Raw genomic sequence first — 24,470 nt, 5'->3', positions numbered from 1 at the left:
CTAACCAGCGAGCACGTGGAGGATCCTCACGGGCTTCTTCGGCGCACCGTCGAGCAGGCCGTCCGGGTTCGGCACGATGCCGGCCTTCACGATCCTGTCGAGCGTGTCCATGCCGTGGGTGACATGACCCATCACGGTGTAGACGGGGCTGATGTTGGCGAACGAGTGCACGATGAAGAATTCGCTGCCGTTCGTGCCGGGCCCCTGGTTGCCGTACGCGATCGTGCCGCGCGAGTAGGTCTCCTTGCCCGTCACCTCGTCGGCGAACCGGTAACCCGGGCCGCCCTCCTCGGCGCGGTAGATGTCACCGCACTGCAGCACGCCCAGGCGCGTGGTGTCCGTCAGCCGCCAGCACTGGGACATCGTGTAGAACCAGCTCCGCGCGAGGTGCGCGAAGTTCTCCACCCCGCACGGCGCGTTGGCGCGGTCGAGGTCCGCGACCACCACGCCGTAGTTCGTCACGATGGTGACCCTGACGGTGCCGCGGGCGGGCACGACGGACCGGGGCGGCTGGACCGGGCGGGCGGCCGGGTTCTCCGGCGTCGGGATGAACTCGCAGCGCGCGACCGGGGTGACCGGGGACGCGGACGCGACCGGGGCGAGGACGACCATCATCAGAACCGCGAGCAGTAGCCTCATGCGAGCCGACCGTAGTCGCCGGGCCGTCAGACGGGAACGGCCTCGCGCCGTTCGGCGGTGGCACGCCGCCGCGCCGGCCTGCGCTCCAGCCACCACTGCGCGATCAGCAGCGACACCGTCCACCCCGTCCACGTGGAGATCCCCGCGATCGTCCGCGGCAGGTCCTCCTCGGGCACGCTGCCCGCGAGCAGCAGGAACGCGACCACGCCCCAGATCCGGTTCGTGATGATCGAGACGGTCAGCGCGAAGCTGCGGACCATCCACTTGCGGTGGTCGCGGAACTGCCGCTGCCGGGCCGCGCGCCAGGCCAGCCACGTGAACACCAGCCACAGCACGGCGAGCAGCACGTTGCTGACGGCGGCCACCGGGCCGAACGGCGTCGTCCAGCCGATCACCAGACCCGCCAGCCCCGACGGCAGCACACCGGCCCACACGTACACGCGGCCGATCCGGCGGTGCCACGCGGGGAACCGCGTGCGGAACCACGGCCAGACCTGCACCACGCACGTCAGGATCGCGACCGAAGCGCACACCACGTGCACCACGAGCAGGGGGTAGTGCGGTCCCCAGTCCGACTGCACGCGCGACTGCAGCCGGTCACCGGTCAGGTACGGCGGCAGCGAGAACGCCACGAACGCCACCACCACGAAGGCCAACGGGCCCACCCAAGGCTTGCGCAACCACGTCATGCGGTGACGGTCGCAAGGTCCGCTGACCGCTCGCGCACCTCTCGCTGACGTCCCGCGACCGGCCGTCGCCCGTGCGCGCAAACCTTCACCAGAGAGCGGTGTGAACGCGTGGTTTCACACCGAGTGGTGTGAATCCGCGTCGAGCAGCGAAAAGTCGTGCCAAAATCGTTCGGGGGACCACCGCGGGTCACGCGCACCCGGTTGCCACTGCGGCACTCGGATTTGTTTCGCGTGGAAAACAGAACAGCGGTCTGCGGTAGCGTCCGTATTAGGGGGTCACCTCATTGGAGTAACGGCGGTGCCGCGAACATCCCAAGTCGGGCATCATCACCTGGCTCGACCAAGTCGTAGAACGAGGGGTCTCGTGTGACCATCTTCCGTGCCGGCCGCACCGGAGCGTGGTGGATGTACCTGGTGGCAGGTCACCTGCTGCTGGGCGTCTACTACCTGATTCCGGTGAGCCCTGCCGGGACAACGGGTCAAACGGTACGAGTGGTGCTCTACTGCACGATCAGCGCCTCCGCCGCGATCGCGACTTTCGCGGGTGTGAAGCGCAACCGCCCCCAATGGCGGCGGCCCTGGGTGTTCCTCGCACTGAGCCAGGTCGTTTACGCGATCGCCGACCTGACGTTCTACGCATCGCACTACATCTTCGAGCACACGGTTTACCCGTCCTATGCGGACATCTTCTACCTGGGGCATTACCCGTTGATGGTGGCGGGCGTGATCCTGCTGATCCGCCGCCGCACGCCGGGGCTCGACCTGCCGAGCCTGCTCGACGCCGCGGTGCTCGCGGTCGTCGCGGGCATGGCGTCGTGGCTCTACGTGATCGGCCCGCAGGCGCGGCTCACGTCACCGGTCCTGGTGAAGATCGCCTCGCTCGGGTTCCCGATGATGGACCTCGCGCTCTTCGTCGTCGCGCTGCGCCTGATCTTCGGCGCCGGGCCGCGCCCGCGCGCGTTCATCCTGCTGACGTGCAACCTGCTGGGCATCCTCACGGCGGACACGCTCTACGTGCTGCAACGCCTCGACGGCAGCTACCACGCGGGCAACTTCCTCGACGCCATCTGGCTGTCGGCCAACCTGTGCATGGGCGCGGCCGCGCTGCACCCGACGATGGCGCGGCTCGGCGACCGGGCGCACGTCAAGGACGTCGGCCTGAGCCGCGGCCGGATCGTGGCGCTGTGCTCGGCGGTGCTCGCCGCCCCGGTCCTGATGCTGGTGCACGACGTCGGCGAGTCGCCGCAGGACGTCCTGGTGATCGCCGTGGGCAGCGCCGTGCTGTCGCTGCTGATCATCGCGCGGCTCGCGGGCCTCGTGGCCGACCAGCGCAAGCTCGCGATCACCGACAGCCTCACCGGCCTGCACACGCGGCGGTTCTTCGAGGCGCAGTTGCCGCTCGAGATAGCCCGCGCGCGCCGCAACGACAGCTTCGTCGCGGTGTTCATCATCGACGTCGACCGCTTCAAGTCCATCAACGACAACTACGGCCACCCCGCGGGCGACGACGTGCTGATGGAGGTGGCCGCCCGGTTGCGCGCGGCCTCCCGCGCCGGCGAGGTGCTCGCGCGCTACGGCGGCGAGGAGTTCGCGCTGCTCGTCCCGGAGGCGGGTCCCGGCAGGCTGTCGGTCATCGCCAACCGGCTGCGCGAACGGGTGGCGGAGAAGCCCATTCCGGTGAACGCGGGCAACGACGACATCCCGTTGTCCGTCACCGTGTCCGTCGGGTCGGCGAGCTTCCCGACGCACGGCGACGGTCCCGACGACATCGTGGTGATCGCGGACCGCGCGCTGTACGCGGCCAAGGCCGCGGGGCGCAACAGGATCGCGGTCGGCCCCGAGCCGCTGCCCGCGGTCGACCCGGACACCGACGGCGCGATGGCGGAGTTCCTCTGCCAGGTCGCGGACCGGGTGGACGGCTGGCTGCACCGCTACGACCACAGCCGGTCGGTGTCGCGCTGGGCGGGCGTGGCGGCGGGCGAGTTCGGCCTCGACGCGCCGACGACCAGGATCGCGCAGCTGGCCGGGCGCCTGCACGACATCGGCAAGATCATCATTCCCGAGGTGGTGCTCACCAAGCCCGGCGCACTGTCCGAAGAGGAGTGGCGCCTGCTGCGCCAGCACCCCGACTTCGGCTTCCGGCTCGCCAGGATGGTGCCGGGGTTCGCGGGCGTCGCGTACGTGATCCGGCAGCAGCACGAGCGCTACGACGGCACCGGCTACCCGGACGGGTTGCGGGGCGCGGACATCCGCGCGGAGGCGCGCATCCTGTCCGTCTGCGTGGCGTGGGCCGCGATGCGCTCCAACCGTCCACACCAGACCGCGCTCGACGAGAACCGGGCAAGGCGGGAACTCTGGGCGGGACGGGGCGAACAGTTCGATCCGGACGTCGTGGACATGTTCCTCGACCTGCACACGCAGGGCAGCATCGGAATGTTGCGTCCGTCCGGTTTGTCCGTGCAGGAAGCGGGTTTTCCGGCCGACTTCCGGCCTTGATCACCTCGTGGTGGCATGCTCTGCGCCATGACCACGGAGTACGCCGTTCCCGCCGAGGTGCCGAGCCCGGAACGGCCGTCGCCGCCGGGCGGGCCGCTGGGGCGGTGGCTGCTCGCCGATCGCGTCGCACCGTCGGGTCCGGAGAGCCACGAGTCACACGCGAAGCCGCACCCGTGGTGGAAGGTCATGACGCTGACGGGCGTCGACTACTTCTCCACCCTGTCGTACCTCCCGGGCATCGCCGCGCTGGCCGCCGGCGCGCTCTCACCGCTCGCGACGCTGCTGATCGTGGCGCTGACGCTGCTCGGCATGCTGCCGATGTACCGGCGGGTGGCGCGGGAGAGCCCGAACGGCCAGGGCTCCGTCGCCATGCTGGAGCACCTGCTGCCGTTCTGGCGCGGCAAGATCTTCGTGCTGGTGCTGCTCGGGTTCGTGGCGACGTCGTGGATCATCACGATCACGCTGTCCGCGGCCGACGCGTCGGTGCACGCGCTGGAGAACCCGTACGTGCCCGAGGCGCTGCACGGCAGCGAGCTCTGGGTGACGATCGTCCTGCTGCTGGTCCTCGGCGGCGTGTTCCTGATGGGCTTCAGCGAGGCCGTGGGCGTCGCGATCCCGCTGGTGGCGGTGTTCCTCGCGCTGAACGCCGTCGTGGCCGTGGTGGGGCTCGTGGACGTCTTCGCGACGCCGGACGCCCTCGACCGCTGGATCGCGGCGCTCGGCGCGCACGGTGACGGCTTCTTCGGGGTGGTCGGGCCGGCGGTCCTCGCGTTCCCGCTGCTGGTGCTCGGCCTGTCCGGCTTCGAGACCGGCGTGAGCATGATGCCGCTGGTCGCCGCCGGCGGGAAGACGGCGCAGGAGCGCATGGAGAGCCGCGTGCGCAACACGCGCAAGCTCCTGACCACGGCCGCGCTGATCATGTCCGTCTACCTGATCGCGACGTCGTTCATCACGACCGTCCTGGTGCCGCAGGAGAAGTTCGCGGCAGGCGGACCGGCGAACGGCCGCGCCCTCGCCTACCTCGCGCACGAACTGCTCGGCGAGGTGTTCGGCACGGTCTACGACATCAGCAGCATCCTGATCCTGTGGTTCGCGGGCGCGTCCGCGATGGCCGGCCTCATCAACATCGTGCCGCGCTACCTGCCGTCCTACGGCATGGCGCCGGAGTGGGGCCGCGCGGTGCGGCCGGTGGTGCTCGTCTACACGGTCATCTGCATCATCATCACGATGATCTTCGACGCCGACGTGAACGCGCAGGCCGGTGCCTACGCCACGGGCATCCTCGCGATGATGGTGTCGGGCTCGTTCGCGGTCACGGTCTCGGCGTTGCGCAAGAAGCAGCGCGGCCAGACCGCCGGCTTCGCCGTGCTGACGCTGGTGCTGGTCTACGCGCTGGTGGAGAACGTCGTCGAGAAGCCGGACGGCATCACGATCTCGTTCGGCTTCATCCTCGGCATCGTCGTGATCTCGCTGGTGTCGCGCATCTCCCGCACGACGGAGCTGCGCGTCGACAAGATCAAGTTCGACGACGAGGCGCGCCGGTTCATCACCGACACCATCTCCAACGACGGCCGCATCACGCTGATCGCGAACCGCCGCCAGGCCGGGGACAAGGCGGAGTACGACGAGAAGGAGGTCGAGCAGCGCGGCATCAACCCGGTGCCCGGCACGGCGGACGTGATCTTCCTGGAGATCGACATCGTCGACCCGTCGGCGTTCAGCCACGTGCTGTGCGTGCGCGGCGTCGAGGTGGAGGGCCACCGCGTCCTGCGCGCGTCCGCGCCGGCCTCGCCGAACGCGATCGCGGCGATCCTGCTGGCGTTGCGCGACTCCACCGGCGTCATCCCGCACGCGCACTTCGAGTGGTCGGAGGGCAACCCGCTCGGGCACCTCTTCCGGTACCTCATCCTCGGGCGCGGGGATACACCTCCGGTCGTACGCGAGATCATCCGCTCGGCTGAGGAGGATCCGACTCGGCGCCCACGCGTGCACGTCGGCTAGCTGCGAGACTTCCCCCGCACGTCCTGATCGCAGGGGGAAAGGACGCTCCACATGTTTCGTCGGCTGTGCATCTTGTTGGCAGCACTGGGGATCGTCGTGGCGGGGACCGCGCCCGCCGGTGCCGCTCCCGGATCTCGTCCGGTGCGGTCGTGCGCCGATCTGGTGCGGTCGTTCGACGTCCCGGACGCCCGCACCCGCGTGGCCTCCGCCGTGGTCGTGGCCGGCACGCCCGAGTTCTGCGACGTCCGCGGCACGATCGAGCCGGGCATCGGGTTCCAGCTCAAGCTGCCGACCCGGTCGTACGCGGGCCGGTACGTCCAGTACGGGTGCGGCGGGTTCTGCGGGATCATCGACGACCCGGGCTTCCCGTCCGGGTGCGGGCCGGCGTTCGGCGACGCCGCGGTGGCCGCGACCGACGACGGGCACGGGGTCACGCCGCCGGGCAACGGTTTCGACACCACGTGGGCCATCGGCGACCAGAAGGCCCGTGACGACTACTTCTTCCGCGCACCGCACGCGTTGTCGAAGGTCTCCAAGCACATCATCTCGGTGTTCTACGGCAAGGCGCCCGCCCGCTCGTACTTCAGCGGGTGCTCCAACGGCGGTCGCGAGGGACTGCTGCTGGCGCAACGGTATCCGCACGACTTCGACGGGATCGTCGTCGCGGCACCGGGGAACCACTACTCCGCGCTGATCGGCTACCAGGCGTGGATCGCGCGCAACACCATCCCGAACGACAAGATCTTCGTGCTGCACGACGCGGTGATGGCCGCCTGCGACGGGCTCGACGGCCTGGTGGACGGGCAGCTCGACGACCCGCGGCTGTGCTCGTTCGACCCCGGCACGCTCGCCCCGCGGCTGACGCCCGACGAGATCGACCGCGTCCGCCGGTTGTACGCCGGGCCGGCGGACCGCGGCGTGCGGCTCTACCCCGGCCGTCAGCCCCACGGGTCGGAGCTCGCGTGGACGTTCTGGCTCAACCCGTCACCCGAGATCGGGCAGGCGATCTCGGCGGGGCTCGCGGACAACGCGTTGAAGAACCTGGTCTACCCGATCGGGCAGCCCGGCTCGTCGCTGGAGTCGTTCGAGTTCACGGCGCGGGAGCTGCACCGGGTCGCGGTGGAGGCGGGCAAGGCCGACGCGCTGTCGCTCGACTACCGCGAGTTCCGGCGGGCGGGCGGCAAGCTCGTCCTCTGGCACGGCGCCGGTGACCAGGGGATCCCGTTCGAGGGCACGCTGGACTACTGGCAGCGGCTGACCGGCGGGCGCACCCCGGACTGGGCGCGGCTGTTCGTCGTGCCGTCGATGTGGCACTGCGAAGGGGGAGACGCCCTCACCGAGTTCGACCCGCTGGGGCAGCTGGTGTCGTGGGTCGAGGGCGGGACCGCGCCGTTCCGGGTGGTGGCCACCGGGCGTGACCAGGAGGGCGCGGTCGTGCGCACGCGGCCGGTGTTCCCGTACCCGCTGCGCGCCCGCTACACCGGGTCGGGGTCCGTGGACGACGCGGCGAACTTCGTCGCGGCCGCGGGCTTCGGGTTCGACGACCGGATCCGCTGGGCCGGCGAGGACCTGTACCACCGGCCCGGACCTGTGGCGCCCTAGCGGAACTTCTCGACTGCGGCGGTGATGGCCCTGTCCATGCTGTTGCCGTCCTTGGCCTGGTGGCCGGCGTCGTTCAGGATGACCAGTTCGGCGTCCGGCCACCTCTTCGCGACCTCCCACGCGGTGTGCAGGGGGCCGCCGAAGTCGTTGCGGCCGTGGATCAGGACGCCGGGGATGCCGGCGAGCGCGCCCAGGTTGTCCATGACGTGGTTCGGCTCCAGGAAGGCCTCGTTGCCCCAGTAGTGGGTGACCACCCGCGCCAGCTGGTAGCGCTCGGCGGGGTCCTCGTACCGGGTGCCCGTGAAGTCGTTGTCGCCGCCGGTCATGGTGGCGAGGTCCCACTTGTTCCAGTCCCAAGCCGCCTTCTCGCGCGTTTCGGGGTCCGGGGAGTTGAGAAGCCTGTTGTAGGCCTGGGCGAGGTTGCCGTCGCGGTCCTGCTCCGGGACGCCGTTCTGGAACGCCTCGAAGTGGTCCGGGTAGAACATCGCGAGGCCCCTGGTGATCCAGGCGTGCTCCTGCGGGCGGGAGGTGGTCACCGCCGGGATGATGATCTCGCTGACCCGGTCCGGGTGCTGGATGGCGTAGGCGAGCACCAGGGTGGAACCCCAGGAACCGCCCGCCAGCAGCCACTTCTCGATGTTCAGGTGTTCCCGGAGCTTCTCCGCGTCGTCGATCAGGTGCTGGGTGGTGTTGTGCTCCATGCTGGTGGCGGGGTCGCTCGCCCTCGGGGTGCTCTTGCCGCAGCCCCGCTGGTCCCACAGGACCAGGTTCCAGTGCTCCGGGTCGAAGTCCTCGCGCCACCGGGGGCTCAGGCTCGCTCCCGGGCCGCCGTGGAAGACCACCGCCGGCTTGCCGTCCGGGTTGCCGCTGGCTTCCCAGTGGATCTCCTGGTCGTCGCCCACCGCGAGCATGCCCTGGGCGTAGGGCTCCACCTGTTCGTACATGGTGTGTGAGGTTATTGGGAGTGGTGGGCTTTGGCTCGCGGATTAACGGCTCGCCGGTGCGCGTGTGCTGGTGCGTCAGGACTTCTGCTTGGCGGCGATCTGGTCCAGGACCTCGCTCTGGCTCACGACGATCTTGCCCGCCAGGGCCTTCGAGCCGATGTGCTCGCCCTTCGCCTGCGCGTCCTTGGCCATGTCCACGCCGCTGCGGAGGTGGCGGGAGAGGGTGGCCAGGAAGAGGTCGTCGAACTGCTTGCCCTGCGACGCCTTCAGGGTCTCCACGTCCTTGGCGGTCATCATGCCCGCCATCTTGTGGGTCGCGCCGGGGTCGTCGCCGGGGATCTGGATGTCCCAGCTGCGCAGGTAGGTCGACATCTGCTCGATCTCGCCCGCCTCGGCCGTGGCGATCTTGTCGGCCACGTTCACGACGAACTCGTCCTTCGACCGTTCCATCGCGACCTTCGAGATCTCGATCGTCTGGCGGTGGTGCGGGATCATCCGCAACGAGAACGTCGCGTCCGCCTCGTTGGCCGCGGGTTCGCCGCCGTTGCCCCCGCTCGTCGTCGAGCAGCCCGTCAGTGCCAGCAGGCCGCCTAGCACGATCATGAGCAGACGCGCACGCATGATGCCTCCCGTCTCGGTTCCCTGACGAGGGATACGGGTGGCCGATGTGTCCGGTTCAGCGAAAGTTCCCGGACCGGCGCGGAGTGGTGCTCACTCGAAGGCGTTCAGCGCCTCGACCACGTGGAACACCACGTCCGGGTGGCCCAGCGGGAGTGGTGGCGGGACGCGGTCGTCCGCGGAGCCGTCGCTGCGGACCACCGCGCGGGCGAAGGGGGCGTCCACCGGCACCTCGGGGTCGACCAGCAGGACCGAGCGGACCAGGTCCTCGTGCCGGCGGACCAGCTCCAGGACGTCCGCCGCGATCGGGCCGCTCGAGACCACGTCGAGGACCGGGTGTTCCTCGTGGCTGTGCTTGGTCAGCACGGCATCCACTGTGGACTGCCAGCCCGGCGCCGCGGGAACGCGCAGCCACACCACGCGCAGCCGGTCGGTCAGGTCGCGCCAGGTCGCGGGGATCCCGTCGTGCGGGGCGCCTCCCGCTGGATCGATCACGAGGACCGTTGGCGCACCTGCGGGTCCGTCCGCCACGACGCCCGGACCGGCTGCCCTGCTGGGCTCGTCGAAATCGCGCATGGCCCTGGGTTACCCACTTCGCGGTGGTCCTACCGGTGGGCCGACCGGGCTGCACCGGTAGGCCGAACGGGGCACGGGTAGTACCAGTGTTCGCAGTGGACTTGGTGTTGCACAATGATTTTGTCCGCGGAAGTGGTCACTTGACCACTTTCCCGGCACCGGTTTATGGTCTAGACCAAACCGACACTGGATCGGCGAGCGGTGCAGAGCACGCTCCCGGTTCCCGCCCCCTGCCTACGGGATCCCCCCTGTCCGGGAACGATCCGAGGAGTTCGGAATAATGAAATTCACCCGTAAAGCGGCGCTGGTCATGGCCGCTGTCCCTGCCATCGTCCTCATCACGCCCGTCGGGTCCGCGAGTGCGCACGGCTACGTGTCCTCGCCGCCGAGCCGGTCGGCCCAGTGCGCGCTCAAGACCGTTCCCTGCGGTGCGCCCACCTGGGAGCCGCAGAGCTCCGAAGGCCCCAAGGGCATGATGAACTGCAACGGCGCTCGCGGCGACTTCGACGAGCTGAACGACGACAACAAGGCCTGGCAGGCCACCAACACCGGCACCAGCCTGAGCATCGGCTGGACCTTCACGGCCCGCCACAAGACGAGCAACTACGAGTACTTCATCAACGGCACGCGCGTCGGCTTCGTCGACGGCGGCAACGCCGCCCCGGTCGACGGGACGCGGCACACCATCAACCTGAGCGGGTTCTCCGGCCGGCAGAAGATCTTCGCGATCTGGAACATCGCCGACACGGGCAACGCGTTCTACTCCTGCATCGACGTCAACATCAACGGCGGCGGTGCCACGCCTCCTCCCACCACCACGACGCCGAAGCCCCCGACGACGACCACCACCAACCCGCCGACCACCACGACCAACCAGCCGACGCAGCCCCCGGCCGGCGGCTCGTGGTCCGCGAACGTCTCGTACGCGACGGGTGCGCAGGTCAGCTACGGCGGCGCCAACTACCGGTGCCGCCAGGGCCACACCTCGCTGACCGGGTGGGAGCCGCCGAACGTGCCGGCTCTTTGGGAGCGGGTCTGATCCGATGAAGCGCCTTGTGGTCGTGGCCGTAGTCGCGGTCCTGGCGCTGGCGGGGTGCGGTGGGGAGGCGGTCGTTCCGGCGGGCCAGGAGGCCCACGGACACGGTGCGTCCCCCACTGCACCACCTGCACCCGCCGGCAGCGCGAGGTTCAACGACGCGGACGTGATGTACGTCCAGATGATGGTGGACCACCTGCAGCTCGGCATCAGCCTCTCCCAGCTGGGGATGGCGAAGGCCACGCGGCAGGAGGCCAAGGACCTCGCGAGCGCGATCGACGCGACCCAGCGCGAGGAGCTCTCGACGCTCAAGTCGTGGCTCAAGCTCTGGGACAAGCCGGAGGGTGACGGCGCGAGCCTGCACACCGCCCACGGCGGTGAGCCGTTGCTCGACGCGAAGGTCATCGACGAGACCAAGAACAAGAGCGGCGCCGAGTTCGACGCCTCCTTCCTCAACCTCATGACGGGACACCAGGGCGCTGCCGTGGAGATGTCGCTGACCGAGAAGAAGGACGGCATGAACCCGGAGGCGACGGCCTACGCCGAGCGCGTGACCAACTCCCGCCAGGGCCAGATCCAGCAGATGTTGAAGATCATCAGCCAGTCGTAGGCGTGTGGTCAGCGGCCACGCGGACCCTGTCCCGCATGGACGTTCTGATCTCGGGCGCGGGGATCGCCGGCCCCGCGCTCGCGCACTGGTTGCGGCACTTCGGCTTCTCACCCGTCGTGGTGGAACGGGCGCCGTCGCTGCGCGCCGGCGGCCAGGCCGTGGACTTCCGCGGCGAGGCGCACCTGTCCGTGCTGAGGCGGATGGGTGTCCTCGACGCGGTGAAAGCCGCGCGGACGACACCGCGGGACATGGTGTTCCGCGGTCTCGACGGCCGCGAACGCGCGCGGCTGCCCGGCTCGTTCACCGCGGGCGAGGTGGAGATCCGCCGCGGCGACCTCTCGCGGTTGCTGTACGAACGGACCGCCGGCGAGACCGAGTACGTGTTCGGCGACTGGATCACCTCCCTGCACGACGACGGCGACGGCGTGGACGTCACGTTCGCGCGCGGCCCCTCGCGGCGGTTCGACTTCGTCGTCGGCGCCGACGGGATGCGGTCCGGCGTGCGGCGCCTGGTCTTCCCCGGATACCGGCCGCGGTTCCAGGGCTACTACTTCGCGATCTGGGACACCGAGGGCGACGACCACGACCTGACGTGCTCGCCCGGTGTGCTCTCCGCTCCCGGCTGGCTGATGTTCAGGTCGGCGGTGCCGCCGGAGCTCGTGCCGGAGTCGCTCTTCGCGCCGGGCGTCTACTTCGACTCGATCAGCCAGGTCCGCATGCCGACGGTCAGCTCCGGCCGCGTCACGCTGATCGGCGACGCCGGGTTCGGGTCCACCCTCGGCGGCATGGGCACCGGCCTCGCGGTCGTCTCCGCCTACGTGCTCGCGGGCGAGATGGCGGCGGGCGGGGACGCGTTCGCCCGCTACGAGGCCCTGATCGGCCCGTACGCGCGGGGCGGCCAGGGCAACCCGGGGCGGTTCCTCGCGCCCGGCACCCGGCTCGGCATGTGGGCGCGGGACCGGTTGTTCGGGCTGCTGCCGAAGATGCCGCCGGCCGCGCGGATGGACCTGAAGGCGGCGACCGCGATCAAGCTCCCCGACTACGCCCCAGCTCGCTGAGCACCTCGTCCACCTGCCGCAGCGCCGCCGCGTGCATCCACCCGTGCCCGAGCTCCCGCTGTGCCTCGCGCAGCAGGAGCTCGGCGCGCGCCGGATCGCCCCGGCGCTGGGCGAGCCTCGCCAGACCGGTCTTCGCGAGCGCCCTGGTGGCGGCGAGACCCGCGTGCGTCGCCAGGTCCAGCGCCTGGTGGTACTCGCGTTCGGCCTGGACGGGGTCGAGGTCGAGCAACCGGTCGGCGCGCCGGCCGCGCAGCTCGGCGAGCTCCTCCCGCGCCCCCAGCTCGGCCACGACCCGCAGGGCCTCGTCGGTGAGCGCCAGGGCCTCGTGCGGGTCCTCGGTCAGCGTGGCGAGCACGTCGAGGACCTGGGCCGCGCCCCACCGCTCGCCGAGGTCCTGGAACTGCCGCAGCGCCGCGCGCGACTGCTCGATCGCGAGCTCGCGGTCGCCGCGCACGGTCCAGCCGGTGTAGGAGTTGCTGAAGGCGATCAAGCCCTGGACCCACGGGTCGTCGCTGCTCTCGACCTCCTCCTGCAACGGCGTGCGCGGTGCGGACGGGTCGGGCGGGCCGGACATCATCGCCCACGCGATGAGCACGAACGGCTGGGTGATCGGGCCGCGCAGCTCGACGAACCGCTCCCGCACGCGTTCCGGGGCGGCCAGCGCCACCAGGACGGTGTACTCCTCGGTGGACTCCTCCGGCACCCGGTCGAGCAGCGTCCGCGCCAGCCCGCGGACCTCCGTGCGGCTGCCCTTGATGTACCAGTACCACGCGAGGTCGCGGACCAGCCGCAGCGCGCGATCCGGTTCGTGAGCGGTGGTCCACTCGACGGCCTGCAGCAGGTTCGCGTGCTCGGCGGTCATCCGCGCGAACCACTCGACCTGGTCGCGCCGGCGCAGCTCGGGGTCCGCGAGCCGGGCCAGCTCGTGGAAGTATGCGGCGTGCTCGGCGTCGACGCGCTTGTGCCGCGAGCAGAACTCGCGGATGGTCTCCAGCATCCGGTAGCGGCCGTCGACCGCCTCGACCAGCGACTTGTCCACCAGCGCGTCCAGCACCTCGAGGTCGTGGCCGCAGACCTGTTCCACGGCCTCCAGCGTCGCGCCGCCGCTGAACGTGGCGAGGCAGGCGGCGAGGTCGCGCTCCTCGTCGGAGAGCAGGTCCCAGCTCCACTCCACGACCGCGCGCAGCGTCTGGTGGCGCGGCGCCGCGGCGCGGTTTCCCTTGGTGAGCAACCGGAAGCGGTCGCTGAGCCGGTCCGCGATCTCCTTCGTCGTCAACGACCGCGTGCGGGCGGCGGCGAGCTCGATCGCGAGCGGCAGGCCGTCGAGCTCGCGGCAGATGTCGGCGGTCTGCTCGTCCCGCACGAAGTTCGGGTTCACCAGCCGCGCGCGGTCGGTGAACAGCGCCGCGCTCTGCTCGGGCTCCAGCGGCGGCACCGGGCACAGCGTCTCGCCGGTGATGCCCAGCGGTTCGCGGCTCGTGGCGAGGATGCGCAGCGACGGGCACGTGCTGAGCAGGTGCTGGGCCAGCCGCGCGGCCTGGACGACCACGTGCTCGCAGTTGTCGAGGATCAGCGTCGCGTCCCGTTCGCGCAGCGCGAGCGTGAGCCGGTCCTCCGGTTCGAGCACGGTCTCCTTGAGCCCCAACGCCTGCAGCGTCGCGGCCGCGACGTCCCTGACCGGCGCCAGGTCCACGAAGACCGCGGTCGGGGGAGCGGCCTGCAGCGCGAGCCGGGTCTTCCCGGCGCCACCGGGACCGGTGAGCGTGACGAGCCGCGACTCGAGCGCCTTGATCCGCGCGAGCTCCTCCTGCCTGCCGACGAAACTCGTGAGCTGGGCGGGCAGTTCGCGGTGGGTCTGCCCGCGCAGGATGCGGACGTGGATCGCCCGCAGCTCGGGGGACGGGTCGACGCCGAGCTCGTCGGCGAGCAGCGCGCGGGCGTCCTCGAACGCCTGCAACGCCTCGGCCTGGCGGCCGTCCTGGTGCAGCGCCTGCATGAGGTAGCCACGCAGCCGTTCGTCCAGCGGGTGCTGCCGTACGAGCTCCTGGACTTCCCGCACGTCGGCCTTGCCGAGCCGGGTCCTGGCCGCCACCAACGAGTTCGTGGCGGCGGACCGCTGCTGTTCGAGCCGCGTCGCGTGGCCCGCCGCGGGAACGTCGGCGAGCGCCGGGCCCCGCCAGAGCCCGAGCGCTTCGGACAGCAGGGATTCCGCGGTCTGCGCGTCACCCCGTTCCAGCGCCTGCTGCCCGTCGGCCGCGAGCGCGGCGAACCGGTGCGCGTCGACCTGCTCCGGGGCCAGCGCCAGGCGGTACCCGGCGGGGTGGAACTCGACCAGGCCGGCGCCGCCGAGCGCCCGGCGCAGCCGCGACACCTGGCCCTGCAACGCGTTCGCGGCGTCGGCGGGCGGGTCGTCGCCGTAGAGCTCGTCGACCAGCCGGTCGAGCGGGACGATCTCGCCGACCCGCAGCGCGAGCAGCGCCAGCAGCGTGCGCGGACGCGGACCGCCGATCGCGATCTTGCCGTCCGGGGAATGCGCCTCAACGGGCCCGAGGATGCCGACGTGCACGCTGTCAGCGTACGAACCTGCCGGGACTCGTACCCAGCACACGGCGAAAATGGCGCGTGAGGTGCGACTGGTCGTGGAACCCGGCCAGCACCGCCGCCTCGGCCGCCGACCGCCCCTGCACGAGGAACCCGCGCGCGAGGTCGACCCGGCGCCCGGTCAGGTACCGGTGCGGCGGCAGCCCGAACCGGCGGCTGAACGCCCGCACCAGGTGCGTCGGGCTGGTCTGGAGCTCCTGCGCGGCCGCGGACAGCGTGATCCCGTCCGGCAGCGACGCGTCCAGGAGCTGGCGCAGCCGGTCGGCGAGCGTCGGGTCGGCGTGCCGGGCCGCCTCGGTGCCCGCGAGGTGGTGCGTGAGGCGCTCGGTGATCAACGCCAGCCGGCTCGCCGCCTCGAACGGCTCGTCCAGCGCCAGGTGCAGCTGGTGCACCCGCCCGCGCAGCAGCGGGTCGACGAGCATCGGCGTGTCCACGGCCCTGCCGACCAGGTCCGGCGGCAGCACCGAGTCGTCCAGGTACAGCACCCGCTTGTGGAACCCGGCGGGGTGCGCGGACCGGCCGTCGTGCGGGACGTGCGGCGGCAGCAGCGTGACGCCGTCGACCAGCGCGCCGTGCTCGTGCCGGTCCAGCTCGTAGCGCACCGCACCCGTGTCGAGCAGCATCAACGTCCACGCGTCGTGCGTGTGCGCGGGGTAGACGTGCGTGGTGAAGGAGGCGTGGAAGACCTCCTTGATGCCTTCCACCGCCGGCTTCCAGGCCGCGACGGACATGTCAGGAACGTACAAGACGCGACCACGGCCCCGCAGCGATCGTGGGTCCATGTTCGACACCAAGATCGCTGTGCTGCTGCGGGACGACCTGGCCGGCTGGCAGGCGCTGAACGTGACCGCCTTCCTCGTCAGCGGCCTCCCGGAGACGCTGCGCGGCGAGCCCTACATCGACGCCGACGACGTGCGGTACCTCGCCATGTTCGGCCAGCCCGTCGTGGTCCTGCAGGGCGACGCGGAGCTGCTCAAGAAGGCCCACGAGCGGGCGCTGAACCGCGACCAGCCGATGACGGTCTTCACCGCCGACCTCTTCGCCACCGGCAACGACGAGGACAACCGCGCCGCCGTCCGCAAGGTGCACACCCGGGACCTCGACCTGGTCGGCATCGCCGTCCACGGCCAGAAGAACGCCGTCGACAAGATCCTCAAGGGCGCCCGCATGCACCCGTGACGAAGTCCTGTCGACGTGTTCATCGGGCCGGCACGAAATTGGCCCAGAGAATGAGCGCGTTCTTGTCCCACGACCAGGGCCAATCGCCGTCCTACGGTCGTAGCCATGACCAGGCGACTCGCGTACGCGCAGCTCACGAACTCGATCGGCGACGGCGGCTTCCTCGTCGTCTCGGCGTTGTACTTCACCCAGGTCGTCGGGCTGAGCGCCGCACGGGTCGGTCTCGCGCTGACCCTCGCGTGGGGCGTCGGCGCGGTCGCCGGGGTCGCGCTGGGGCACCTCGCCGACCGCTGGGGCCCGCGCACCACCGCCGTCGTGCTCGCGGCCGCGACCGCCGCGAGCATCGGCGTGCTGCTGTGCACCAGGAGCTTCGCGGCGTTCGTGGTGGTCATGTGCCTCTACGCGAGCTTCCAGAGCGGGCTGCAGGCCTCGCGGCAGGCCCTGCTCGCCGGCCTCACCACACCGGAGGAACGCACGCAGGCCCGTGCGCGCATCCAGTCGACGGCGAACGCGGGCATCGCGATCGGCGCGGCTGCGGGCGGGTTCGCGCTGCACCTCGGCACCGAGGTCGCGTACACGGCCGTGTTCGTGCTCGACGCGCTCTGCTTCCTCGCGGCGGCGGGCGTCCTCATGACGTTGCCGGAGACCGTGATGACCAGGGCCAAGGGCAAGTTCGACGTGCTCAAGGACAAGCCGTACGCGCTGATCACGCTCATCAACGCCGTGATGCTGCTCTACATGCCGCTGCTGAGCCTGATCATCCCGCTGTGGATCGTGCAGCGCACCGAGGCGCCGACGTGGCTCGCGGCCGCGTTGCTGGTGCTCAACACCGCGGCCGTCGTGCTGTTCCAGGTGCGGATCGCCCGGCGCGCGACCGGTCTGGGGTCCGCCTCCCGGCTCGTGCGGCACGCCGGACTGGTCCTGCTCGCGTCCTGCGCGGTGTTCGCAGTGACGGCGTTCCGCTTCGGCGCCTGGCCCGCGGCGGCGCTGCTGGTCGCGGCCGCCGCGCTGCAGGTGCTCGGCGAGATGATGCTCGCCTCCGGCGCGTGGGAGATCAGCTTCTCCCTCGCGCCCGCCGACCGGCAGGGCCAGTACCAGGGCTTCTTCGCGACCGGAACCGCCGTCGCCCGGATGGTCGGCCCCGCCCTGCTCACCACGGTCGTCCTGGGGTGGGGCCCGGCCGGGTGGCTCGTGGTCGGCGGACTGTTCGTCGTGGCCGGCTACGCGATGGGACCCGCGGTGCGCTGGGCCCGCGAGAAGAACTCCACCAGTTCCGGCGCCACGACCGACGACTTGTACATGTGCGTCTGACCCGGCAGCGTCTTGTGGTCCGCGCCCAGCACCTCCGCGACGTTGCGCATGGCGTTGCGGAGGTACTCCGGCGACTTGCCGCCGTCCATCGCGAGCGTCGGCACCTTCACCGCCCAGCGGCCGGCCGGCAGCTTCTCGCCCCGGCCGTCGTCGCCGAGGATCGCGAGGTCCCACGGCAGCGTGTGCGCGACCGGCTTCAGCTTCTTCCACACCGGCGTCAGCTTCATGATCGCGAGGCCGAAGGCCGGCACGCCGACCATCTTCATGAACGTCGAGATCATCCCGGACCGGTCGCCGCGGGCGAGCATGGCGTTCATCTGCTGCACGATGTCCGCCGGCCGCGGCCGGTAGGTGCCGTCCACGACGAACGGCGCCTCGTACAGCGCGAGCGCGCTGATGCCCGCCAGCCGCGAGGCCGCCTCCATCGCGAGCACGGCGCCCGACGACACGCCGAAGACGAACGCGCTGCCCCCGGCCGCCTTGATGACCGCGTCGACGTCCTCGACCTCGCGCTCGACCGACCACGGCGACGCACCGTCCCCGGTCTCCCCGCGCCCGCGCCGGTCGTAGGTGTGGACGGTGAAGTCCTTGTCCAGCACCGAGGCGAGCTCGGTGGACGGCCCGAACATCCGGTGGCACATCGCGCCGTCCACGAGCACCAGCGCGGGCCCGGAACCGGTGGTCGAGTACGCGATCTCCGTGCCGTCGGCGGAGGTGGCGAAGCGGGTCATTTCTGCTCTCCCAGGGTGGTGTCGAGGAAGCTCTGCCAGTCCTGCTCGGACTCGTCGCCCTCGAAGACGTGGTGCGCGGCGATCATCGGCCCGGTGAACCCGCGCATGAAGCGGTAGAGACCAGTGCGCGTGCGCAGGCCGAGCGTGTGGGCGTTGCGGTGGTACTCGACGGCGTCGGGCAGCCTCGCGGCGATCGCCGCGTCGAGCTTCTTCCAGGCCACGTCCCAGTCGCCGACCACCGGCCCGAAAACCGTGAGCGGCCGCGCGGTGCGCCCGGCGAAGTGCGTGAGGTACTCGGCCAGCGTGCCGTGGAAGAGCGCACCGCCCAGCGTCATGGCCTCGAACTCGTCGGCCCAGTCGTCACCGGGCAGGAAGCCGCTGGTGACCATCCGCAGCACGGTGGAGGCGTTCTCCCGCCCCTCGACGAGGAACTCGTAGGCGACGAACCGCCCGTCGGGCGCCTTGCCGGTGTCGTAGGCGAAGTGGGTCGGCTCCTGCGACGCCGTGATCCCGCACGTCGGCCCGTACCCGCCGAACGACATCTTGACCTGGCCGTCCGCGACCTCGTTGCGGCCCATGAACCACGAGTCGATGCCGGGCCCCGTCGCGATGGCCGTCCAGACGTCCTCGACCGAGGCCGGGACCTCGATCTCGTCGGTGCTCTCGAACGCGTGGCCCATCAGCTCTCCTCTTCGTGCCGCGGTGGATGGTCTCATCCTGCTCCCGACAATTCTCTTCGTCAAGACAGTGCGCGTATTCTTGACAAAAAAACTTGTCGGTTGGGTGTGGGGTCGTAGGCTCGGGGGATGGCTGATGGTGAGGCTGTGCATGGTGAAGCTGTGTGCGGTGAGGCTGTGTGCGGCGATGCTGTGCGTGGCGGTGCTGTGCGCGGTGGCCACGATCGGGTGGACCTCGGCCGCGTCCCCGAGGCCGAACCGGCCTGCTTGCTCGAGCTGGTCTGCCCGGAGTGCGGGCGCGTGACGACCGACGCGGACGCGCCCGGCTGCGCCGCCTGCCGGTGAGGGGCGCTGTCAGCCGGCGAGCTGGTGGGCGTGCATCTTGCTGATGTCGTAGGAGGCGCCGCAGAACGTGCACTGCAACCCGTACTTGCTGCTGATGGTGAACAGCGGGATGAAGAAGATGGTCGGCTTCGTGTAGCGCCGGAAGAGGTTGTGCGCCGACTGGTGGTGGCAGTGCCCGCACACCAGCTGCACCATCCGCAGCTGCTGGATCGTGGTGCGCCAGCCGAAGATGACCATGTGTGCTCCCAGGGGTCGGTTTGTCTCTTTGACGCACGGGTCGGGGGTCTCGTTGCGCCGAACGGGGTGACGGGGGTCGCTCCGCGGCTGCTCTCGGGAGGGGAGCGGCGAGGGTGAAGTGGGGAGCGGCGGGGGTGGCCTCGGTGCATTACCTTGCCTCTCGCGCACGCCCGGCCTCTCGCGCACGCCCGGCCTCTCGCGCACGCCCGGCCTCTCGCGCACGCCCGGCCTCTCGCGCACGCCCGGCCTCTCGCGCATAGCTGGCCCTCGCGCATACGCCCACCCTGTGCGCCCACGACCCGTCCCCTCGCGCACGGCTGGACCTCGCACAAATGCCCGGCCGTGCCCACAGGCCCGTCCTCTCGCGCACGCCTGCGCCTCTCGCGCACGGCTGGCCCTCGCGCGTACGCCCGCCCGTGCGCGCACGCTCGGCCTCTCGCGCACGGCACGTTGTGCGCGAGAGGCGCCGCCTCTGTCTCGCGCCTCGCCGCAGCGGCTACTCCACCCCATCAACCGCCCCCGGCTCAGCCTCGGCCTCAATTGCCCAGCCTCCACCCCCGCCACGTTCCTGCCGGTCCCCACCCGACGTTGGCCACCTCAACACCGGACCCGCCAACCCGCTGCCCGACTGCCAACCCGCTGCCCGACCGCCGACCTGCCGCCCAACCGCCAAGCTCGCCTCCGCCACCCCGCCACCCCGCCACCCCGCCCCCTCGCCGCGCCCCCTCGCCGCGCCTCACCCCGCCGACCCACCCACCCCGTCACCCACACGCCGCACCGCATCCCCCACCCGCGTGAGGTTCACCCCGCCCCACGCCGGGTAACCGCGAGTGCATGAGCGACGTGCAGGACGAGCTGCTGCGGACGTTGACCAAAGTCGCCAACGCCTTGCGCAGCGCGGAGATCCCCTTCGCGCTGACGGGTGGCTGTGCTGGTTATGCACGGGGTGGCCCGACGAGTGAACATGATGTCGACCTGCTCGTGCGCGAGCAGGACGCCAGGGAGGCCGTGCGGGTGCTCGTGCAGCGCGGGTTGCGCGCCGCCGAGCCGCCGGAGGACTGGCTGCTGAAGGTCTTCGACGGCGACTCGCTGGTGGACCTGCTCTTCCGGCCCAACGAGCGCCCGGTGACCGACGAGATCCTCGCGATGGCCGAGGAGATGCCCGTCGGCTCGGTGATGCTGCCGGTCATGCCGGCGACGTTCGTGCTGGCGAGCAAGCTGCTGGTGCTGGACGGGCACCGCTGCGACTTCAGCGAGCTGTTGCCGTTCGCCCGTGCTCTGCGCGAGCAGATCGACTGGGACGAGGTGCGCGAGGAGACACGGCACTCCCCGTACGCCGAGGCGTTCCTGTTGCTCATCGAACGCCTGGACATCATCGGGAGGGGCAGCAATGGAATCCGAGCAGTACCTGGCGGCAAATCTGCGTAGGGCGGTGGCGGAGGACCCGCGGACCGCCGAGCTCGGTGTGCGGGTCACGGTGCGCGGCGACCACGTGATGCTCTCCGGCGACGTGGCGTGCGCCGACCGCCGGGCCGCTCTGGAGGAGGTCCTGCACGAGGCCGCCCCCGAGCTGAAGATCCTCAACGACGTGCGCGTGACACCTGCGGGCGAGCCGGAGGGTGAGGAGGACCTGCGATGATCCGAGTCGCTGCGGTCGGGGACATCCACCTCGGCGAGGACATGCGCGGGCATCTGCGGCCGGCGTTGGAGAAGGTCGGCGAGCACGCCGACATCCTGTTGCTGGCGGGCGACCTGACCCGGCACGGCACGGTCGTCGAGGCCGAGGTCGTCGCGGACGAGTTCGCCGACCTGCCGGTGCCCGTCGTCGCCGTGCTGGGCAACCACGACCACCAGGACGACAAGCCTGCCGAGGTCACGAAGACCTTGGAGGACAAGGGCATCCACGTGCTGGAGGGCACGACGTTCACCCACCGGGTCAACGGTCGCTCCATCGGCATCGGCGGGGTCAAGGGGTTCGGCGGCGGGTTCGCCGGCAAGTGCGGCAGCGCGTTCGGCGAGCGCGAGATGAAGGCGTTCATCCAGCACACCTGCGACATCGCCGAGAACCTCAAGGGCGCGCTGTCCGAACTGGACACCGACGTCAAGGTCGCGCTGACGCACTACGCGCCGGTGCCCGACACGTTGCGCGGCGAGCCGCCGGAGATCTACCCGTTCCTCGGGTCTTACCTGCTCGGCGAGGCCATCGACGAGACCGGTGTGCACCTCGCGGTGCACGGCCACGCGCACTTCGGCACCGAGCAGGGCATGACGCCCGGCGGCGTGCGGGTCCGCAACGTCGCGCAGCCCATCATCCGGTCCGCCTACACGGTCTACGTGCTGGAGGGGAACGCCTCATGACCGTCGGCGACTTCCTGGTCGGCCGGCTGCGCGACTGGGGTGTTGAACAGGTCTTCGCCTACCCCGGCGACGGCATCAACGGGATCGTGGCCGCGTTCGGCAAGGCGGACAACGACCCCAGGTTCATCCAGACGCGGCACGAGGAGATGGCCGCGTTCGCCGCCGTCGGGTTCGCGAAGTTCAGCGGTGACGTGGGCGTGTGCCTGGCCACCAGCGGTCCGGGTGCGATCCACCTGCTCAACGGGCTCTACGACGCGAAGCTCGACCACGTGCCGGTCGTCGCGATCGTCGGCCAGACCGCCCGCACCGCGCTCGGCGGCAGCTACCAGCAGGAGGTCGACCTGCACTCGCTGTTCCGCGACGTCGCCTCCTACCTGGTCGACGTGACGGTGCCGGAGCAGCTGCCGAACGCGCTGGACCGGGCGATGCGCACGGCGCTGGCCGACCGCGCGCCGGCCGTGCTGATCATCCCGAACGACGTGCAGGAGCAGGAGTACGAGCCGCCCAAGCACGAGTTCAAGTACATCCCGTCCAGCCCGCCGTCCCGCCCGTCCTCGACGGTCGTGCCGTCCGCCGACGAGATCGAGCGGGCGGCCGAGGTCTTGAACTCCGGCGAGAAGGTCGCGATCCTCATCGGGCAGGGCGCCCGGGAGGCCGCGGCCGAGGTGCGGGAGGTCGCGGACCTGCTCGGCGCGGGTGTCGCGAAGGCGTTGCTGGGCAAGGACGTGCTGCCCGACGACCTGCCGTACGTGACGGGGTCGATCGGCATCCTCGGCACCCGGCCGTCGTACGAGATGATGCGCGACTGCGACCGGCTGCTGATCGTCGGCTCCAACTTCCCGTACTCGCAGTTCCTGCCCAAGTTCGGCGCCGCGCGCGGCGTGCAGATCGACGTCGACGGCCGTGCGATCGGCATGCGCTACCCGACGGAGGTCAACCTCGTCGGCGACGCGGCCGGGACGTTGCGGTCGCTGATCCCGTTGCTGCGGCGCAAGGACGACCGCTCGTGGCGGGAGACGATCGAGTCGAACGTCGAGCGCTGGTGGGAGGTGATGGAACGGCAGGCGCAGGTGCCCGCCGACCCCGTCAACCCGATGCGGATCGTCGCCGAGCTGTCGAAACGGCTGCCCGCCAACGCGATCGTCACCGCCGACTCCGGTTCGGCGACGAACTGGTACGCGCGGCTGCTCAAGATCCGCGGCGGTGTGCGGTCGTCGTTGTCCGGCACGCTGGCGACGATGGGCTGCGCCGTCCCGTACGCGCTGGGCGCCGCGTTCGCCCAGCCGGACCGGCCGCTGATCGCGCTGGTCGGCGACGGCGCGATGCAGATGAACGGCATGGCGGAACTGCTGACGCTGCGGCGTTACGGCATCCGCTGCGTGGTGTGCGTCTTCCACAACAACGACCTGAACCAGGTCACGTGGGAGCTGCGCGCGATGGGCGGCGCGCCCAAGTTCGAGGAGTCGCAGACGCTCCCGGACGTGTCGTACGCGTCCTGGGCGCGCTCGATCGGCATGCAGGGCATCGAGGTCAACGACCCGAACCAGCTCGGCACGGCGTGGGAGACCGCGCTCGCGTTCGACGGCTCGACGGTGCTCGACGTGCGGTGCGACCCGAACGTGCCGCCGATCCCGCCGCACGCGACGTTCGACCAGATCAAGGACATGACCGAAGCGGTGCTGCGGGGTGATCCCGACGCGTGGGACCTGCTGCGCCGCGGTGTGAAGACCAAGATCCAGGAGTTCCTCCCGTGAAAATCGGCTACTTCCTCTCGTCGGAAGAACACGGTCCGCGCGAGCTCGTCCGGCACGCCAAGATGGCGCAGGACACCGGGTTCGAGTCGCTGTGGATCTCCGACCACTACCACCCGTGGAACGACGAGCAGGGCCAGTCGCCGTTCGTGTGGGGCACGATCGGCGCACTGTCCGAGGCCGTGACGCTGCCGATCACCACGGCGGTCACCTGCCCGACGGTGCGCATCCACCCGGCGGTCATCGCGCAGGCGGCGGCGACCGCGGCCGTGCAGACCGAGGGCCGGTTCGTGCTCGGCGTCGGCAGCGGGGAGGCGTTGAACGAGCACGTCTTCGGCGACCACTGGCCGTCCGCGGACGTGCGGCTGGAGATGCTGGAGGAGGCGATCGGTCTCATCCGCACGCTGCACCAGGGCGACGAGGTCACCCACCACGGCAAGCACTACACCGTGGAGAACGCCCGCATCTACACCGTGCCGGAACGCCCGGTGCCGATCTACGTCTCCGCGTTCGGCCCGAAGGCGGTCAAGCTCGCGGCCCGCTGCGGCGACGGCTACGTGAGCGTCGGCCCGGCCGGCGAGCTGGTGGAGAAGTACCGCGCGGAGGGCGGCCGCGGACCGGCGCAGAGCGGCCTCAAGGTCTGCTACGACCGGACCGAGGAGGCCGCGGTGAAGACCGCGCACCGGTTGTGGCCCAACGACGCCCTGCCCGGCGAGCTCGCCCAGGTGCTGCCGACGCCCAGGCACTTCGAGCAGGCCTCCGAGCTCGTCACGCCGGAGATGATCCGCGACGCGATGCCGTGCGGCCCGGATCCCGAGCAGTACGCGAAGAAGATCAGGGAGTTCGCGGACGCCGGCTTCGACGAGGTCCACGTGCAGCAGATCGGCAAGAACCAGCGGGAGTTCTTCGAGTTCTGGGCCAAGGAAGTGGCGCCGCTGCTGGACGTCTAGCACTGTGCGCGGGGCGGCCGATCGGCTGAGGGCCGATCGGGAAGGCGCGGCGGAACCGGAG

The 24,470-nt window shown here is 70.8% G+C and carries 23 protein-coding genes; 13 read left to right on the top strand and 10 right to left on the bottom strand.

Annotated features, from left to right (window positions below):
• Both ACFWGZ_RS04735 and ACFWGZ_RS04730 read right to left on the bottom strand, forming a co-directional pair.
• Entirely contained in the window at positions 1-639 is a 639-nt protein-coding gene (locus ACFWGZ_RS04735) for a peptidylprolyl isomerase (protein WP_382450103.1), read from the bottom strand.
• Between the two features lie 26 nt (positions 640-665).
• Positions 666-1,328: a DUF2306 domain-containing protein gene (locus ACFWGZ_RS04730; RefSeq protein ID WP_382450102.1), complete on the bottom strand. Its 663-nt coding sequence runs from the start codon at positions 1,326-1,328 to the stop codon at positions 666-668.
• A 366-nt stretch (positions 1,329-1,694) separates the two neighbouring features.
• Here ACFWGZ_RS04730 and ACFWGZ_RS04725 point away from each other — a divergent pair, with 366 nt between their 5' ends.
• From ACFWGZ_RS04725 to ACFWGZ_RS04715, 3 genes are all read left to right on the top strand, one after another.
• A complete protein-coding gene (locus ACFWGZ_RS04725; RefSeq protein WP_382450101.1) occupies positions 1,695-3,824 on the top strand; it encodes a diguanylate cyclase in 2,130 nt (709 codons plus the stop codon).
• 27 nt (positions 3,825-3,851) lie between these two features.
• A complete protein-coding gene (locus ACFWGZ_RS04720) occupies positions 3,852-5,825 on the top strand; it encodes an amino acid transporter (protein ID WP_382450100.1) in 1,974 nt (657 codons plus the stop codon).
• Positions 5,826-5,897: 72 nt separating this feature from the next.
• Positions 5,898-7,427, top strand: coding sequence for a tannase/feruloyl esterase family alpha/beta hydrolase (locus tag ACFWGZ_RS04715; RefSeq protein ID WP_382450099.1), 1,530 nt, complete (start codon positions 5,898-5,900; stop codon positions 7,425-7,427).
• On the opposite strand, the gene pip is transcribed toward ACFWGZ_RS04715, so the two are convergent.
• The 3 genes from pip to ACFWGZ_RS04700 all read right to left on the bottom strand — a co-directional run bounded on the left by pip (position 7,424) and on the right by ACFWGZ_RS04700 (position 9,484).
• Positions 7,424-8,371, bottom strand: coding sequence for a prolyl aminopeptidase (gene pip, locus ACFWGZ_RS04710; protein ID WP_382450098.1), 948 nt, complete (start codon positions 8,369-8,371; stop codon positions 7,424-7,426). The two genes, ACFWGZ_RS04715 and pip, sit on opposite strands and share 4 nt — an antisense overlap.
• A 75-nt stretch (positions 8,372-8,446) precedes the next feature.
• Positions 8,447-8,992 (bottom strand): DUF305 domain-containing protein, encoded by a 546-nt coding sequence (locus tag ACFWGZ_RS04705; protein WP_382450097.1) that lies wholly within the window; start codon positions 8,990-8,992, stop codon positions 8,447-8,449.
• Positions 8,993-9,082: 90 nt separating this feature from the next.
• Positions 9,083-9,484, bottom strand: a complete 402-nt coding sequence (locus ACFWGZ_RS04700; protein WP_382450096.1) for a hypothetical protein — start codon at positions 9,482-9,484, stop codon at positions 9,083-9,085.
• A 361-nt stretch (positions 9,485-9,845) separates the two neighbouring features.
• Here ACFWGZ_RS04700 and ACFWGZ_RS04695 point away from each other — a divergent pair, with 361 nt between their 5' ends.
• The 3 genes from ACFWGZ_RS04695 to ACFWGZ_RS04685 are packed head-to-tail and all read left to right on the top strand — an operon-like array spanning position 9,846 to position 12,269.
• A complete protein-coding gene (locus ACFWGZ_RS04695; protein WP_382450095.1) occupies positions 9,846-10,604 on the top strand; it encodes a lytic polysaccharide monooxygenase in 759 nt (252 codons plus the stop codon).
• A 4-nt stretch (positions 10,605-10,608) separates the two neighbouring features.
• A complete protein-coding gene (locus ACFWGZ_RS04690) occupies positions 10,609-11,211 on the top strand; it encodes a DUF305 domain-containing protein (RefSeq protein WP_382450094.1) in 603 nt (200 codons plus the stop codon).
• A gap of 35 nt (positions 11,212-11,246) precedes the next feature.
• Entirely contained in the window at positions 11,247-12,269 is a 1,023-nt protein-coding gene (locus ACFWGZ_RS04685; RefSeq protein ID WP_382450093.1) for an FAD-dependent monooxygenase, read from the top strand.
• Here ACFWGZ_RS04685 and ACFWGZ_RS04680 read toward each other — a convergent pair.
• Both ACFWGZ_RS04680 and ACFWGZ_RS04675 read right to left on the bottom strand, forming a co-directional pair.
• Positions 12,238-14,835: a BTAD domain-containing putative transcriptional regulator gene (locus tag ACFWGZ_RS04680; protein ID WP_382450092.1), complete on the bottom strand. Its 2,598-nt coding sequence runs from the start codon at positions 14,833-14,835 to the stop codon at positions 12,238-12,240. The genes ACFWGZ_RS04685 and ACFWGZ_RS04680 overlap by 32 nt on opposite strands.
• 4 nt (positions 14,836-14,839) lie before the next feature.
• Positions 14,840-15,601: an AraC family transcriptional regulator gene (locus ACFWGZ_RS04675; RefSeq protein ID WP_382450091.1), complete on the bottom strand. Its 762-nt coding sequence runs from the start codon at positions 15,599-15,601 to the stop codon at positions 14,840-14,842.
• 49 nt (positions 15,602-15,650) lie between these two features.
• On the opposite strand from ACFWGZ_RS04675, the gene ACFWGZ_RS04670 reads away from it, so the two are divergent.
• Both ACFWGZ_RS04670 and ACFWGZ_RS04665 read left to right on the top strand, forming a co-directional pair.
• Positions 15,651-16,049, top strand: coding sequence for a DUF2000 family protein (locus ACFWGZ_RS04670; protein WP_382450090.1), 399 nt, complete (start codon positions 15,651-15,653; stop codon positions 16,047-16,049).
• 105 nt (positions 16,050-16,154) lie between these two features.
• Complete coding sequence (locus ACFWGZ_RS04665) at positions 16,155-17,360, top strand: MFS transporter (protein ID WP_382450089.1); 1,206 nt, start codon at positions 16,155-16,157, stop codon at positions 17,358-17,360.
• Here ACFWGZ_RS04665 and ACFWGZ_RS04660 read toward each other — a convergent pair.
• From ACFWGZ_RS04660 to ACFWGZ_RS04650, 3 genes are all read right to left on the bottom strand, one after another.
• Positions 17,270-18,091 (bottom strand): alpha/beta fold hydrolase, encoded by an 822-nt coding sequence (locus tag ACFWGZ_RS04660; protein ID WP_382450088.1) that lies wholly within the window; start codon positions 18,089-18,091, stop codon positions 17,270-17,272. The two genes, ACFWGZ_RS04665 and ACFWGZ_RS04660, sit on opposite strands and share 91 nt — an antisense overlap.
• The gene (locus tag ACFWGZ_RS04655) at positions 18,088-18,771 is read right to left on the bottom strand and encodes an SRPBCC domain-containing protein (RefSeq protein ID WP_382450087.1); all 684 of its coding nucleotides are present in this window, start codon (positions 18,769-18,771) and stop codon (positions 18,088-18,090) included. Before ACFWGZ_RS04655 ends, ACFWGZ_RS04660 begins: the two co-directional genes overlap by 4 nt.
• A 351-nt stretch (positions 18,772-19,122) precedes the next feature.
• A complete protein-coding gene (locus tag ACFWGZ_RS04650; protein ID WP_382450086.1) occupies positions 19,123-19,350 on the bottom strand; it encodes a zinc-ribbon domain-containing protein in 228 nt (75 codons plus the stop codon).
• Positions 19,351-20,184: 834 nt separating this feature from the next.
• Between ACFWGZ_RS04650 and ACFWGZ_RS04645 the strand changes: the two genes are divergently transcribed.
• From ACFWGZ_RS04645 to ACFWGZ_RS04625, 5 genes are read left to right on the top strand one after another with little or no spacing between them, the layout of a single operon-like run.
• Complete coding sequence (locus tag ACFWGZ_RS04645; protein ID WP_382450085.1) at positions 20,185-20,778, top strand: nucleotidyltransferase family protein; 594 nt, start codon at positions 20,185-20,187, stop codon at positions 20,776-20,778.
• A complete protein-coding gene (locus ACFWGZ_RS04640; RefSeq protein ID WP_382450084.1) occupies positions 20,741-20,989 on the top strand; it encodes a BON domain-containing protein in 249 nt (82 codons plus the stop codon). The genes ACFWGZ_RS04645 and ACFWGZ_RS04640 overlap by 38 nt, the downstream gene beginning before the upstream one ends.
• Positions 20,986-21,708, top strand: a complete 723-nt coding sequence (locus tag ACFWGZ_RS04635; RefSeq protein WP_382450083.1) for a metallophosphoesterase — start codon at positions 20,986-20,988, stop codon at positions 21,706-21,708. The genes ACFWGZ_RS04640 and ACFWGZ_RS04635 overlap by 4 nt, the downstream gene beginning before the upstream one ends.
• Complete coding sequence (locus ACFWGZ_RS04630; RefSeq protein WP_382450082.1) at positions 21,705-23,462, top strand: thiamine pyrophosphate-requiring protein; 1,758 nt, start codon at positions 21,705-21,707, stop codon at positions 23,460-23,462. The genes ACFWGZ_RS04635 and ACFWGZ_RS04630 overlap by 4 nt, the downstream gene beginning before the upstream one ends.
• Positions 23,459-24,409 (top strand): TIGR03557 family F420-dependent LLM class oxidoreductase, encoded by a 951-nt coding sequence (locus ACFWGZ_RS04625; protein WP_382450081.1) that lies wholly within the window; start codon positions 23,459-23,461, stop codon positions 24,407-24,409. The genes ACFWGZ_RS04630 and ACFWGZ_RS04625 overlap by 4 nt, the downstream gene beginning before the upstream one ends.
• Positions 24,410-24,470: the final 61 nt, after the last annotated feature.

This window comes from Lentzea sp. NPDC060358, assembly GCF_042725365.1.
Classification (GTDB): Bacteria; Actinomycetota; Actinomycetes; order Mycobacteriales; family Pseudonocardiaceae; genus Lentzea.
Note: the sequence above shows the minus strand (reverse complement) of the source record. Positions and strands in the feature narration are given on the sequence as shown.

What these genes read in the sequence shown, in the direction of transcription:
- pip (WP_382450098.1), bottom strand. Translation starts at nt 8,371, where the DNA reads ATGTACGAACAGGTGGAGCCCTACGCCCAGGGCATGCTCGCGGTGGGC.
- ACFWGZ_RS04630 (WP_382450082.1), top strand. Translation starts at nt 21,705, where the DNA reads ATGACCGTCGGCGACTTCCTGGTCGGCCGGCTGCGCGACTGGGGTGTT.
- ACFWGZ_RS04685 (WP_382450093.1), top strand. Translation starts at nt 11,247, where the DNA reads ATGGACGTTCTGATCTCGGGCGCGGGGATCGCCGGCCCCGCGCTCGCG.
- ACFWGZ_RS04690 (WP_382450094.1), top strand. Translation starts at nt 10,609, where the DNA reads ATGAAGCGCCTTGTGGTCGTGGCCGTAGTCGCGGTCCTGGCGCTGGCG.
- ACFWGZ_RS04695 (WP_382450095.1), top strand. Translation starts at nt 9,846, where the DNA reads ATGAAATTCACCCGTAAAGCGGCGCTGGTCATGGCCGCTGTCCCTGCC.
- ACFWGZ_RS04705 (WP_382450097.1), bottom strand. Translation starts at nt 8,992, where the DNA reads ATGCGTGCGCGTCTGCTCATGATCGTGCTAGGCGGCCTGCTGGCACTG.
- ACFWGZ_RS04730 (WP_382450102.1), bottom strand. Translation starts at nt 1,328, where the DNA reads ATGACGTGGTTGCGCAAGCCTTGGGTGGGCCCGTTGGCCTTCGTGGTG.
- ACFWGZ_RS04655 (WP_382450087.1), bottom strand. Translation starts at nt 18,771, where the DNA reads ATGGGCCACGCGTTCGAGAGCACCGACGAGATCGAGGTCCCGGCCTCG.
- ACFWGZ_RS04650 (WP_382450086.1), bottom strand. Translation starts at nt 19,350, where the DNA reads ATGGTCATCTTCGGCTGGCGCACCACGATCCAGCAGCTGCGGATGGTG.
- ACFWGZ_RS04735 (WP_382450103.1), bottom strand. Translation starts at nt 639, where the DNA reads ATGAGGCTACTGCTCGCGGTTCTGATGATGGTCGTCCTCGCCCCGGTC.
- ACFWGZ_RS04675 (WP_382450091.1), bottom strand. Translation starts at nt 15,601, where the DNA reads ATGTCCGTCGCGGCCTGGAAGCCGGCGGTGGAAGGCATCAAGGAGGTC.
- ACFWGZ_RS04645 (WP_382450085.1), top strand. Translation starts at nt 20,185, where the DNA reads ATGAGCGACGTGCAGGACGAGCTGCTGCGGACGTTGACCAAAGTCGCC.
- ACFWGZ_RS04640 (WP_382450084.1), top strand. Translation starts at nt 20,741, where the DNA reads ATGGAATCCGAGCAGTACCTGGCGGCAAATCTGCGTAGGGCGGTGGCG.
- ACFWGZ_RS04670 (WP_382450090.1), top strand. Translation starts at nt 15,651, where the DNA reads ATGTTCGACACCAAGATCGCTGTGCTGCTGCGGGACGACCTGGCCGGC.
- ACFWGZ_RS04660 (WP_382450088.1), bottom strand. Translation starts at nt 18,091, where the DNA reads ATGACCCGCTTCGCCACCTCCGCCGACGGCACGGAGATCGCGTACTCG.
- ACFWGZ_RS04665 (WP_382450089.1), top strand. Translation starts at nt 16,155, where the DNA reads ATGACCAGGCGACTCGCGTACGCGCAGCTCACGAACTCGATCGGCGAC.
- ACFWGZ_RS04635 (WP_382450083.1), top strand. Translation starts at nt 20,986, where the DNA reads ATGATCCGAGTCGCTGCGGTCGGGGACATCCACCTCGGCGAGGACATG.
- ACFWGZ_RS04720 (WP_382450100.1), top strand. Translation starts at nt 3,852, where the DNA reads ATGACCACGGAGTACGCCGTTCCCGCCGAGGTGCCGAGCCCGGAACGG.